Below are 13,519 nucleotides of genomic sequence, written 5' to 3'. Positions count from 1 at the left end.
AAGTAGGTGATTAAATTGAAATATGCTGTATATGTGCGTGTTTCTACTGATAGAGATGAACAAGAATCTTCTGTGGAGAATCAGATAGATATTTGTAGATATTGGTTAGAAAAGAATGGATATGAATGGAATCAAAGTTCAGTGTATTTTGATGATGGTATATCTGGAACAGCTTGGTTAGAACGACATGCAATGCAACTTATTTTAGAAAAGGCTAGAAAAAAAGAATTGGATACTGTAGTTTTTAAATCTATTCACCGATTAGCCAGGGACTTAAAAGATGCACTTGAAATTAAAGAAATACTTCTGGGGCATGGAATTCGATTGGTAACCATAGAAGAAAATTATGATAGCTTGTATGAAGGAAAAAATGACATGAAGTTTGAAATGTATGCAATGTTTGCTTCGCAACTGCCAAAAACTCTGTCTGTTTCAATATCAGCGGCTCTAACTGCGAAAGTGCGGAGGGGTGAGCATACAGGTAAAATTCCCTTTGGATATGATCGAGTTGATAAAAAATTAGTTATAAATCAGGACGAAGCAACGATTGTAAAGAAAATATTTGATTTGTATGAAAAGGGAACAGGCTATAAGACAATTGCTAAGTATTTAAATGAACAGGGAACAAGGACAAAAACAGGAAATATATGGTCAGCACCAACTGTGAAATCTATTTTAGTAAACTCATTGTACAAAGGTGAAAGTATAATGAATAAGTACAGTACTGTAAAAATAGATGGAAGAAAAAAACGAATAAAGAATCCTATGGAAAAATGGACTGTTCTCGAAAATCATCATCCGGAAATAATTTCAAATACACAATGGAGTCGTGTAAATAATGTAGATAAGCTCAGACAGAACAAAACGAAAGTAGATAAGCGTAATGAGTTCCGTGGAATGATGTATTGTGCTCATTGTGGAACAGCTATTCGTGCAGTATATAGTGGGAAATATACTAAAGGTGAAAAAAGAGAATGGGTATATATGAAGTGTGCAAGATATAAAAGATATGGTACATGTGTTAATCACGAGCCGATTCAATATCATGATATTCGTCAAGTTATTCTTTCGATGTTAAAAGAAAAAGAAAAATATGTAGATATACAATTAAGTCCACAAAATGGAGATAGGAATCAAGAAAAAATAAAGACTATAAAGCGAGAAATAAAGCAATTAAAATCTAAGAAGGACAAGCTTATAGAACTATATATAGAAGAATTAATAGGCAGAGAGGTATTTTCTAAACGTGATGCACGGTTAGATAATGATATAAAAGAAAAAGAACTTCAATTGATCAAGTTGAATGACATTAAAGCGCAAACTGAAGAAAAAAAAGAAGTGAAAAAAGCATTTTCTCTTTTACATGAAAAACAGGATCTATATGAGGTATTCAACATTTTAATTAATCGGATAACACTGTATCAAAACAAGAAGCTGCAAATTGAATACACATTTGGTGTTTAAAACATCCGTTAGTTATTGGTATGAATCTCACACGACACATTAACACCGATTGGTGGAATGGTTCCACTTATAAACATGCTTTTAGGTACCGTGTTTGGAGGGATCGGACTTGGGTTTATGAATGTCGTCATGTATGCAATGATTGCTGTGTTTCTAGCCGGATTAATGGTGGGACGTACACCGGAGTTTCTTAACAAAAAAATAGAAGGAAAAGAAATGAAGTTAATAGCAGTCACGATTGTGTCTCAGCCATTACTTATTCTTGGAACTGCAGCGATTGCATTTTCTACGAATCTAGGAACAGATGCAATTTCTAATCCGGGTTTTCATGGTTTAACGCAAATTATATATGAATACACGTCATCTGCTGTTAACAACGGATCCGGATTTGAAGGATTAAGGGATAACACGCCTTTTTGGAATCTTTCAACGGGAATTGTTATGTATATTGGTAGATATTTAGGTGTGATTACAATGCTTGCCGTCGCAGTTGGACTCAAAAGGAAAAAGGTTGTACTTGAGACTAGAGGAACCTTTCAAACAGATAATCGGCTATTTGGAGGAATTCTACTTGGGACTATCTTTTTAATAGGTGCCTTAACATTTCTGCCGGTACTTATACTAGGACCGGTTGCTGAATTTCTTACAATATCATAGTGAAACTTTAATTTGTTTAGGCTTTTACTAATGCATTCTCTTTAACAAAGTGTTAAATTTAATTTAATTAAAGTAAATAAAATTAACATAAAAATGATTATATGTTAAACTGTATTAAAATTAATTTAATGTAATTTTATTGTGCAAATTGCTATAAGAAAATTAGGAGGATTAGATAAATGAAGGAGATTGAAAGCAAAGATATACAAAAATGGAAAGGCCAATATCCTTTACTAAGCAGGCTCATTTCGATGGAAGAAGTATTTTGGATTAATCCCAATATCGAAAAATTTCAAACGGGAATTAAAAAATCCCCCCTCACTCAAGAAGATGTAAGGGATGCAGAGGAAAGGTTGAAACGTTTTGCTCCATATATTGCTAAGGTTTTTCCAGAAACAAAAGGAATGAACGGTATCATAGAATCACCTTTAGTGAGAGTTCCTTCCATGAAACAATCCTTAGAACAGGATTATCAACAACCTATATTAGGTGAATTATTGTTAAAGTGTGATAGTCATCTTCCTATATCAGGATCTATTAAAGCAAGAGGGGGAATTTATGAAATTCTCAAACATGCAGAGGAATTAGCTTTTCAACATCAAATGTTAACGATACAAGATGATTATTCGATTTTAGATAGTGATAAGTTTCGAAGTTTCTTCTCGCAATATTCAATTGCAGTAGGCTCGACTGGAAATTTAGGTCTTAGTATAGGTATTATGAGTGCTAAGTTAGGTTTTAATGTGACTGTTCATATGTCAGCCGATGCAAAAGAGTGGAAAAAAGATTTGTTAAGAAGTAAAAATGTGACAGTGATTGAATACGAAGCTGATTATAGTAAAGCGGTAGAAGAAGGGCGACTGCAAGCAAATGCAGACCCTAGTTGCTATTTTGTTGATGATGAAAACTCCCATGATTTGTTTTTAGGATATGCGGTAGCGGCATCTCGTTTGCAAAAACAATTAGAAGAGTTAGAGATAACAGTAAATGATGAACATCCTTTATTTGTTTACCTTCCGTGCGGAGTAGGTGGTGGGCCTGGAGGAGTAGCATTTGGCTTAAAGTTATTGTATAAAGACAATGCCCATTGTTTCTTTGCAGAACCTACCCACTCTCCATGTATGTTACTTGGTTTAATGACTGGACTTCATGATAAAATTTCTGTACAAGATATTGGCATTGATAATGTCACAGACGCGGACGGACTTGCTGTAGGAAGACCATCTGGATTTGTGGGTAAAACTATGGAACCTTTTTTAAGTGGTAGTTATACAGTTAGCGATGAACAGTTGTATAAGTTACTTAAGAAATTAGTCGATACAGAGGGGCTCCATTTAGAACCTTCTGCACTAGCAGGGATGATAGGACCAATGAAATTATGTAAAGAGGGAACCGATTATTTATTGAAGCATAATTTAACAGAAAAAGTGAGGAAGGGTACACATATTATTTGGGGGACTGGTGGAAGTATGGTTCCTGAAGAAGTGAGGAAGCAATATTATCAAAAAGGCTTGAATTTAGCGATAGAGAACTAGAAGTAATTTAACACGAGGGTAGTTTAACCCCCGTGTTTTTTTATTCGAATTTTTTTGTTATTTTTAACGTGGTTCATTATAGTATAGATATAGGCTTTTTTTGAAAGTAAGGACTTGACGATATAAGCTTAATAAATTCGTTATACAATAGAAAGCTTCATTTTACATAAATAAGAGGATGTGTATATACAATGTCACTACAGTCAAAATATTTAGCGGGTATTTCACTTGGGGTAATGGGAGTAGGGTTTGCGGCGACTATTCCATTTCAGGAATCGATGATAGGAACAATTGTACAAGGTGGATTTGAAGCAGGATTAGTAGGGGGGCTTGCTGATTGGTTTGCAGTCACGGCACTATTCCGTCATCCAATGGGAATTCCAATTCCGCATACAGCCCTACTTCCAAAAAATCGTAAACGGATTACGAAAGGCCTCGTTTCCACACTGGAGAATGATTGGCTGACAAAAGAAAGCATAACAAATAAAGTGAAGGAAATGAAGTTAGCACAAATGGTGTTACAGATTGCAGAAAGAGAGCTGCAATCTGATGCTGTGAAAAAAGGGATTGTTACAATTGCTGAAAAAGCGATTCTTCAAATTGATATCGAAAAGTTAGCTATTGTAATTGAAAAAGAATTAAAAACATATTTACATACGATTAATACAGGAAATATACTGCAAGTCCTTATTGATCAATTGGTTGTACAAGAATATGATGAAAAAACACTTGATTACATGTTAGTTAAAGCGAAAGAGTGGACGGCTCAAGATGAAGCCCGTTATCAACTTGGAAGTTTAGGCATGAAAGCGATGGAAAATATAAAAGTGGATGGATTCTTGCAATTTACTCTAAAATCTTTCATGAATATTGTAGATGAAGAAAAAATCGGAAGCATATTGCAGAAGTTCGTGATTAGTAATATCAGTAGTTTACAAAATCCTGATAATACCACAAGACAACTTATATTAGTGAAAGTTCGTCAAGAACTTATTAATGTGAAGGAAAATGAAGCGGTATTACAGGAATTAGAGAATTGGAAAGAAAGTTGGATCGCAAATTGGAATGCGGCTGACAAGATAAAAGAATTGTTAGGACAAGCGCAGGTAAGAGCAGTCGCTTTTATTAAAAAAGAAGAGTTTGCAGATCAATATCTTCTTCCATTTTTAACGAAGCAAATGAACAAAGTGAAAGAAGATCCAGTAACAGTTCAAAAAATAGAAGGCTGGTTGCAAAAGCAAATTGTAAATCTTGTTGAAAATAATCATTCCAAGATTGGAAAGCTTGTACAAGAAAACCTTGATAAGTTAGACGATCAAACATTGATTGAAATGATTGAAAATAACGTAGGCAAAGATTTGCAATGGATTCGTGTGAATGGTGCTGTTTGCGGGTTTATGATTGGGTTAGTTTTGGAAGGGATTAAAGCACTTATATAGAAAAAAACCTTCCTCATGATATGAAATGCATGTGGAAGGTTTTTAGTATCCGAAGAAGTTTCCTTCCTCAATTATATGCTAGCGTTTCATTCTTCAAGAAGGCTTATGTTTGTATTATAAGCTTTTTGAATGTTTAGCTGATGTGTTCCGTTTCCGAGCTTTAGTGTGTTTTTATACCATTGTTCTTGCTGATTTGAATCTGGATTTTCTTTTGAAGAATTATTCACCTTTTTCGTTAACTCTTCTACATGTTCCCAAGGTGTATTCCCATGAGAATCTTTTTGATTTGTTACTGCTGATAGTGTTATGTCGCTATCTTTTACAAGATGAACAGACACGTTTAATATTTCTTGTACAGACCAATTGCTTTGTAATTGGCCTGGGTAAAGAGAGAGTTCTCTTTCAGGACCGCGAATTTCCACATTTTTATTCTGCGGGAGGACAAGTGTTGCTGTCATTCTTGACTGTGAAGCAAAGAATTTATGGTGAACAGGTAATGGTTTTAATGTCACATACATTGTTTCACCAACTGTGTGAATGGCAATGAAATCTTCCTGTTTTAGTTTGTTCTTTTCATTTGCTTTCATAGTCATTTCATATGTTCCTAATAAATGCACTTTATTAATGTTACTACCTTCTATTGTAAGAGGAGTATTACTCGTATCAACTACAATCTTTTTAATAGAATCAGGGATGTCATGTTGCACTTCTGGGATGTTATTCGTTTGCTCAGTTGTTCCAATGGAATAACGAATCTCCTCTAGTAATCCAGTGGATAATAAGAAATAGAATGAAATTCCAACGGTCCCTAATGCGCCGATAAAGAAAATACTAAATATATCATATTTAATAATAGGCTGCTCTTTTTTAGAGAATGTAACGTATAGTAAAATCTCGATGCCAAGCACAATGAAAAGAATAGGCCACCATGCTGTGAAGTTATCAAATACTTGTATACCTTTTATAGTTGAAAATAATAAGAAACAACCTAATGTGATAATTGAAATCCCCATAGATACCGTTCCTACACGCCATGTTCTCATTCTTTAGCACCGCCTTTTTCTTCTTTATTCCCTAGTAATAATTTAAAGCCACCACCAATTAAAAGGAGGGCAACGATAGATGTTTGGAAATAGCGATAATATAATTCACTAATATGAATATTGAATATAGTAGCGAAATAATCGTCAAAAATAGGGAGGAGTGTTTGATCTAGTAAATAATAGCATCCTAACCCGATGAGTCCGATACCAAGCCATTTTTGATGATTAATAAAATAATCGATAATAGGTGTGTCTTGTAAATCTTCTTTTCCGTATTTGGATGTTTGCTGTAATGTATCGAAAAAGCTATAAAACCAAATGATAGGTACTAAAAATAAGAAGGCGGAAAGTCTTAATAAATCAAGCATATAAATGGCAAGTAAAAAGGCTGCCATTAGTTGAAGACCACGGCGCTGTAAGCCTAAATACATATGACCCGCTCCAGGGAACATCGCTAAAATAGAAGCGAATGTTTTACTTTTCCTTCCTTGTTCTCGGTGCTCCTCAAAATCTTCGAAAATAGTACGATCGACTAATATTTCCCCACGTTCTTTTTTCTGCAGCTGCTGGACGACATCGAAGAAATTATAAATCCATAGAACAGGTAACGTAGCGAGAAAGATAAGAAAGCTTTCACGAGATGTTAATAGTGTAACGAATATAATCATGCTACCTAGTCCTGTAAAAGCGACTAAAAATGTAAGTCCACGCTGCATAAGTCCTAATTGGAAATGCCCAAGTCCAGGGATGATGGATAAGAGAATGATATAAAATCGTTCACTTTCACGTGCTGCTTCTTGCGTTAGGTCTTTCTCTTTTTTCCATGACTGATTCACTATAGAAATAATTAAGTCTAGTATATTTATTCCCCATACAAGTGCTAATAAAAATAGGATAAGGAAAACAATCCCGTGATTTCCGAAGTTAATAGTAAAGCCTATCGCAGCGAGAAATAATAATAATGAACTACCACCATATATAATAAAACGACCAATTCGCTTTAAATATAAATGTCCAAGCCCAGGAATCAACCCTAGAACTAGCGCTAAAAATGGGTTTTTATTCATGTTTTGAACCTCCGTTCGTTTTTGAAGTGTGTATAGTTTTGTTTAAAATTTGTTTTGAAATCGAAACCCCACTTTGTTTGGAAGATTGTTCAAAACTAGAAGTCACTGTGAAAATATAATGGAATAAACCGCTTGCCATAAAAATTAAAGTAGCTGCAGTTGCAATTATGTAGTGAATGAGCGTACTTTTTATTTGTCTTGGTTGCTTCTTACTCATTTTTTCTTCAGACTTAAGTTTTTCGAATTTGATTTGCTTCATAACCTCATTTGTAAATGAATCATCATTTATGATTGGAAGGTTTTCATTTTGTTCATCAATGATTTCCATATAAAGTGCTAAACAATGATCACATTCATAAAGATGTTGTTCCATAGATTCACGTTCGTTATGTGATAGAAGATCTAAAGTGTAATTGCACCAAGCTTCTTTTGAAAAATGCGTCATAAAAAATCTTCCTCCTTCCAATGTTTTTTGATCCATTTTCTTGCTCTATAAAGCTTCATTTCGACTGTTTTGACTTCAGCATTTTGTTGAGTAGCAATTTCTTGATAACTTTTGTCTTCTAAGTAATGTGCGAGAACGACATCACGATAATTCTCTGGAAGTTCTCTTAGTTTTTGAGCAATCAGCAATTTTTGCTCTTTCGTCAGTAACAATGCCTCAATATTATGAGAGGATTTTATATTTTCCTGAGTTTCGTTTGATAAGGAGAGCTCTACTTTTTCCCTTTCTTTCTTTCTCTTATAATCAATGGCATGATTTGTAGCAATCCGTGCCATCCACGTTTTTAATCCGCGGAATTGATAGTTAGGGAGAGAGGCGTGAATCTTTACGAATACTTCTTGTGTGATATCTTGTGCATCTTCCTCATGTCTTAAAATAGCAAAAATAACTTGGAAAATATAATGACGATATGTTTGTACAAGGATACGAAAAGCATGTTCACTTCCTTGTTGTGCTTTTTCAATTAATTGTTTTTCCTCAATGGTTCTCTCCCTCCTTTTTGACGCATTCTATTATATAGACGTAAGAAATGGGAAGTCCCCCTACACATGATGTAAAAAAAGAATAATATATTTTAAGAGAAGAGGCTACTTCAAAAGGTGTGAAAAAATGTTATAGAGAAGTATATAATGAGAAATAGGGAAATGTTACATGGAGAAAGGATGTGAATGTTAGTAGAGGAACTCCTATACTAACAAACATGAAAATAAAAGTATTGATAGCCGATGATAACTCTTTTATTAGAGAAGGCATGAAAATTATTTTAAGTACATACGAAGAATTCGAAGTGCTAGAAACAGTAAATGATGGGCAAGAGGCTCTAGATTATTGCAAAAAACATGATGTAGATATTGCACTTTTAGATGTTCGAATGCCAAATATGAATGGTGTAGAGGCGACGAAGCTAATTTGTGAGGAGACAAAAACAAAGCCGCTTATTTTAACGACATTTGATGATGATGAGTATATTTTGGAGGCAGTAAAAAACGGAGCGAAAGGTTATTTGTTAAAAAATAACGACCCGGAGCGCATTCGTGATGCGATAAAAGGAGTATATAACGGGCAAACTGTTATGCAAGACGTAGTGCTTGATAAAATTAAGTGTAACTTACTGGAAAATAAAGAAGAGGAGTCGAAAATAGATAAGACTCTTTTTACAGAGAGGGAACTCAGTATTATTGCATTAATTGCAAAAGGTTTCTCTAATAAAGAAATTTCAAAACAGCTTTTTATATCAGAAGGAACAATTGCAAATTATATTACGTCTATTTTAGGGAAAACGGGTCTTGAACATCGTACGCAAATTGCGATTTATTATTTAACAGGGAAAGTAGACTGATTTTATGGAGTTTTGGTTCATTGTAAGTAAATTAATTGTCTTCTTATATATAGTGTTCAGTTATATTCACTCAAATGTTATGAACTTACCGTGGGTTATATTTACTTTGCTTTCGTACCTTTGTGTAAACGTGACAATTTCTATTTTAAAAAAAGATGCGTATAAAAAAATATTAATTGGACTATCAATCGGTATTATCGCTTTGTTTACATGGAGGATTCATCCGTTTTTTATTTTGTTTTTACCTTTGAACTTATACGAAATTATATCTTATTACATAGAAAAGAAATGGCAGATCTTTTTCATTATGATTCTCCCTATCGTTTTTGCGGATGAAAGTGTTCAAATGACATATGGACTCATTACTGCATTTTGTTTTCTTGTTTTAACGATGGCAGACCGTTACATAGTACGATTACTAAAGCTTGAAAAGCAAAATGATAAGATGCGAAAAGATATGCAGCGGCTCGCAAAAAGTTTACATGAAAATAAAGAATACATAAGGCAATCAGAATACACATTTAAATTAGAAGAACGAAATCGATTATCACAAGAAATTCATGATAAAATTGGTCACTCCATGACAGGTGCACTTATTCAAATGGAAGCAGCAAAGAGATTGATGGAAATAGATAAAGATAAAGCTACGGAGTTACTACAAAATGCGATTCATATTTCTAAAGATGGGATTGAAAATATTAGAATTACCCTTAAAAATATGAAACCACCAACTGAACAAATTGGAATTCATCGTATGAAATTATTCATAGATGAGTTTACGGGCAAGCATGATATAAAAATTCCGTTTGTGTATAAAGGGAATTTGGATACAATTTCCCCTATCCAATGGAAAATCATTGGTGAAAATATTACGGAGGCGTTAACGAATGCGATGAAATATGCTGATGCGACAGTTATTTCAATAGATATTCATGTACTTAACAAGATGGTCAAGGTACAGGTGAAAGATAACGGGAAGGGTGTAGTCTTTGTTAAAAAAGGACTCGGTATTATTGGGATGGAGGAGAGAACAGCGTCTGTTAATGGGAAAATAATTGTAGATGGAACGAATGGCTTTTCGGTAACAATGTTGTTGCCGATTCAGTAAGACATGATTGAGATGAATGATCTCATATGAAAAAAGTGAATATTCTCATGTGAAAAGAATGAACTTCTGCACTGAGCAGGTTCATTCTTTTTGTTTATAATAACAGCAGAGAAACTGAAATAGGGGTGAAATGATGAACGTATTAGAAATAAAAAATTTAACAAAAAAATTTGGTGATTTCATCGCAGTAGATAATATGTCTTTAGCTATTAAAGAAGGAGAGATATTTGGATTTCTAGGATCAAACGGTGCTGGTAAAAGTACAACAATTAATATGATTGCTGGATTGTTAAGAAGTAATGAAGGTGAGATTAGCATACTAGGAAAAAATACAAAGAAACATAATCGTTTTGCGAAAATGAACATTGGAATTGTACCGCAAGATATAGCAATTTATGAGGAGTTAACCACCTATGAAAATGTGAAATTCTTTGCGGGTTTGTATGGATTACGAGGTGCAGAATTAAAAGCGAGAGTAGAAGAAGCATTGCAGTTTGTAGGACTAAGTGATAAACATAAAAGTTATCCAAAGAACTTTTCGGGTGGGATGAAACGAAGACTTAACATTGCTTGTGCCATTGCGCATCATCCGAAGTTAATTATTATGGATGAGCCGACCGTTGGAATTGATCCGCAATCAAGAAACTACATTCTTCAGTCTGTACGAAAATTAAATGAGATGGGGAGCACAATTATTTATACAAGTCACTATATGGAAGAAGTAGAAGAAATTTGTACAAAAATTGCAATTGTAGATCACGGTAAAGTAATTGCAGAAGGTACGAAAGAACAATTAAAAGCGATTATTACAGATACAAAGGATATTTGGATTGAAGTGAAGTCAGTCGAAAATCTAGAAGTAGCTAAATTAAAAGAGATTAATGGCGTCAAAGCTGTTCAAATCGAAGAGAACGTGATTAAAGTGCATTCTGATGCAGGGCTGAATAATTTAAACAAAATTATTCAACATTTTATTAATCATGATATTGAGATCCGTTCGTTAGAAGAACAAGCGCCTAACTTAGAAACAGTATTCCTTACACTGACAGGCAGAAATTTACGAGATAAATAAATTTTTATTAAGAGAAAAAGGGAGGTTCATCGATTGAACATCTTCAATATTGCGATTATGCACATCAAAAGAGACTTTCGGGATATTAGAACATTAGTTTTTATGTTGGCATTCCCAATTGTGCTTATGCTTGTATTAGGAACAGCTTTAACGAATGCATTTAATGGGGAAGGCCAGTCTATTAAAGATATACAAGTATTATATAAAGATGAAGCAAGTAGTACGTTCTCTCAATCATTTGAAGCATTTGCGAAAGAAACAAGTAAATCGGGAATTCACTTTAAAAAAGCCTCAAATGAAATAGATGGCAAAGAAGAAGTGAAACAAAATAAATATGCCGGATATTTAGAAATGAATAAAGACGGTGTGAAATTATATGAGAGTGATCGAAATAGTGTTGAAGGAAGTATCATTGAAGGGATGCTTACGACATTTGTTGATAAGTACAATGTAGCAGTAGAAGTTGCGAAAGTGGATCTTAGTAAGGTTAGCACAGTTATCTCAAATGGAAATCATGATGATTATATAAAAGAAACATCTTTACAAGCTGCTAAAAAACCAAGTTCTATGGATTACTATGCAATTGTAATGACGACAATGATTGCTTTATATGCAGCGATGGGAGCAAGTTATTTAATTCGTGGAGAGCGACTTAGAAAAACGGGTGATCGCTTAATTGCGGCACCTGTTAGTAAAGCAGAAATTTTTATAGGAAAAATATTTGGTAGTCTTGTAGCAAATACGCTTTGTCTACTTCTCGTCGTTTTCTTTAGTAAATTTGTCTATAAGGCGAATTGGGGTGACCATCTTGGAGTAATCTTTCTTATTTTATTAACGGAAGTCTTGCTTGCAATTAGCTTTGGATTAGGAATTGGATATATTACAAAAACAGGAGAAGCATCTAAAGCGATTATTATGGTTGTTGTGCAATTAGCTTCTATTTTTGGAGGAGCATATTTCGTAGTTGAAGAAAATGTAGTTACGAATTTATCACCATTAACATGGGCGAATACAGCGATTATGAAAATTGTTTATGCAAATGACATAGGAGCTGCATTACCCGTTATCTTTTTAAATCTTGGTATTTCAGCACTCTTTTTATTGCTTGCGATTATCGCATTACGCAGACGGGAGGGGTTATAGTATGAATGATATTTTATGGCTTATACAAAAAACATTATCTGTGCTTTTGAAAAATAAAAAAGGATTACTAATTATTATGGGTTTACCAATAATAGGGTCTTTAATTTCTTTTTCGATATATGGAAATGTAGGGCAAGGGAAGTTAAATATTGGGGTTGTAAATAAAGAAAATCAGTATATAGCAAATGATACGGTGAAGTTTTTAGAGGGATTAAATCATGTGAAAGTGAGTAAGATTAAGGAATCAGAAGTAGAAGATAAGCTTACTTCGAAAAAACTTGATGGAGTAATTACGTTAAATAAAGGTTTTTCACAAAGTGTTCGAGATGGGAAACCGAGTCATATTGAGGTTGCATCGATAAAAGGTGATCAAGTAACAGGGTTTGTAAAATCATACTTGTATAATTATATTGATAATATAGTTGCTATTAGTAAAGTCGCACAAAATGATCAAAGTACGTTTGATAACATGTATGCGGGTTATCAAAAAAGTTCATTTAAAGTAAAAGCTGAGACGCTTCAAGATATTTCAAAAAATAAAGATATGACGAATCAAACTGTCGGTTATCTCATTATGTTTATGTTGTTTTCAGCGGTGAATTTATCAGAACTCATTTTAAAGGAAAAAGAGAATAGAACGTATTTTAGATTATTATCAACACCGATAGATGGGAAAAAATTTATATTATCTAACGTAGCTGTTAATATGATTGTTTTAGTCGTTCAAATTGTTGTCGCAGTGTTATTTCTGACGAACGTTTTTCATACGAATATCAATATGCCATTTATGGTCATGATTGGCGTACTGATGATATTTGCTTTAGTAGCAATTGGTATGTCACTAGCCATTGTATCTTTTGCGAAAAATGCAACTTCTGCAAATGCTATGCAAAATATTATAATAACACCAACGTGCTTACTTGCCGGATGCTTCTTTCCGTTTGAAATTATGCCAACATCCGTGCAAAAAATAGCTGATTTTCTCCCTCAACGTTGGTTATTAGATACGATAGGAAAATTACAACAAGGGACGCCATTTGCAGATTTATATTTAAACATTTTAATTTTGTTTGCTTTTGCAATTGCCTTCTTCTTAATTGCGATTTATAAGTTTGGTCGTAATAATGACGCGAGGAATTTTATGTAA

The 13,519-nt window shown here is 33.7% G+C and carries 12 protein-coding genes and 1 pseudogene; 9 read left to right on the top strand and 4 right to left on the bottom strand.

Annotation, left to right across the window (positions count from 1 at the left end; translation table 11 throughout):
* The first annotated feature begins 15 nt into the window (after positions 1-15).
* The 4 genes and pseudogenes from MHH71_RS06900 to MHH71_RS06885 all read left to right on the top strand — a co-directional run bounded on the left by MHH71_RS06900 (position 16) and on the right by MHH71_RS06885 (position 5,095).
* Positions 16-1,464: a recombinase family protein gene (locus tag MHH71_RS06900; protein WP_078211530.1), complete on the top strand. Its 1,449-nt coding sequence runs from the start codon at positions 16-18 to the stop codon at positions 1,462-1,464.
* 30 nt (positions 1,465-1,494) lie between these two features.
* Positions 1,495-2,121 (top strand): annotated as a pseudogene (locus MHH71_RS06895) (potassium-transporting ATPase subunit KdpA); the annotation flags it as partial.
* 179 nt (positions 2,122-2,300) lie between these two features.
* Positions 2,301-3,656 carry a D-serine ammonia-lyase gene (locus MHH71_RS06890; RefSeq protein WP_006094404.1) on the top strand — a complete coding sequence of 452 codons (1,356 nt, stop codon included), beginning with the start codon at positions 2,301-2,303 and terminating at the stop codon, positions 3,654-3,656.
* A gap of 191 nt (positions 3,657-3,847) precedes the next feature.
* On the top strand, positions 3,848-5,095 hold the full coding sequence (locus tag MHH71_RS06885) for a DUF445 domain-containing protein (RefSeq protein ID WP_003196647.1): 1,248 nt from the start codon (positions 3,848-3,850) through the stop codon (positions 5,093-5,095).
* A gap of 86 nt (positions 5,096-5,181) precedes the next feature.
* Here MHH71_RS06885 and MHH71_RS06880 read toward each other — a convergent pair whose 3' ends face one another.
* From MHH71_RS06880 to MHH71_RS06865, 4 genes are read right to left on the bottom strand one after another with little or no spacing between them, the layout of a single operon-like run.
* Entirely contained in the window at positions 5,182-6,138 is a 957-nt protein-coding gene (locus MHH71_RS06880) for a LiaF transmembrane domain-containing protein (RefSeq protein WP_033798793.1), read from the bottom strand.
* Positions 6,135-7,205 carry a hypothetical protein gene (locus MHH71_RS06875; protein WP_018782474.1) on the bottom strand — a complete coding sequence of 357 codons (1,071 nt, stop codon included), beginning with the start codon at positions 7,203-7,205 and terminating at the stop codon, positions 6,135-6,137. The genes MHH71_RS06880 and MHH71_RS06875 overlap by 4 nt, the downstream gene beginning before the upstream one ends.
* Positions 7,198-7,650 carry a hypothetical protein gene (locus MHH71_RS06870; protein WP_018766730.1) on the bottom strand — a complete coding sequence of 151 codons (453 nt, stop codon included), beginning with the start codon at positions 7,648-7,650 and terminating at the stop codon, positions 7,198-7,200. Before MHH71_RS06870 ends, MHH71_RS06875 begins: the two co-directional genes overlap by 8 nt.
* Positions 7,647-8,135 carry an RNA polymerase sigma factor gene (locus MHH71_RS06865; RefSeq protein WP_078211532.1) on the bottom strand — a complete coding sequence of 163 codons (489 nt, stop codon included), beginning with the start codon at positions 8,133-8,135 and terminating at the stop codon, positions 7,647-7,649. The genes MHH71_RS06870 and MHH71_RS06865 overlap by 4 nt, the downstream gene beginning before the upstream one ends.
* Positions 8,136-8,410: 275 nt before the next feature.
* Here MHH71_RS06865 and MHH71_RS06860 point away from each other — a divergent pair, with 275 nt between their 5' ends.
* The 5 genes from MHH71_RS06860 (at position 8,411) to MHH71_RS06840 (ending at position 13,519) form a co-directional block, all read left to right on the top strand.
* Complete coding sequence (locus MHH71_RS06860; protein WP_003196658.1) at positions 8,411-9,049, top strand: response regulator transcription factor; 639 nt, start codon at positions 8,411-8,413, stop codon at positions 9,047-9,049.
* A gap of 4 nt (positions 9,050-9,053) precedes the next feature.
* Positions 9,054-10,157, top strand: a complete 1,104-nt coding sequence (locus MHH71_RS06855) for a sensor histidine kinase (RefSeq protein WP_033798794.1) — start codon at positions 9,054-9,056, stop codon at positions 10,155-10,157.
* 133 nt (positions 10,158-10,290) lie between these two features.
* On the top strand, positions 10,291-11,229 hold the full coding sequence (locus MHH71_RS06850) for an ABC transporter ATP-binding protein (protein ID WP_018782470.1): 939 nt from the start codon (positions 10,291-10,293) through the stop codon (positions 11,227-11,229).
* Between the two features lie 33 nt (positions 11,230-11,262).
* Positions 11,263-12,372 (top strand): ABC transporter permease, encoded by a 1,110-nt coding sequence (locus tag MHH71_RS06845; protein ID WP_018782469.1) that lies wholly within the window; start codon positions 11,263-11,265, stop codon positions 12,370-12,372.
* Position 12,373: 1 nt separating this feature from the next.
* Positions 12,374-13,519, top strand: coding sequence for an ABC transporter permease (locus tag MHH71_RS06840; protein WP_006094411.1), 1,146 nt, complete (start codon positions 12,374-12,376; stop codon positions 13,517-13,519).

Origin of the sequence: Bacillus sp. FSL H8-0534, assembly GCF_038005885.1 — a bacterium.
Lineage (GTDB): Bacteria > Bacillota > Bacilli > Bacillales > Bacillaceae_G > Bacillus_A > Bacillus_A pseudomycoides.
The sequence above is the reverse complement of the archived record's forward strand: the minus strand, read 5'-3'. Positions and strand labels throughout refer to the sequence as shown.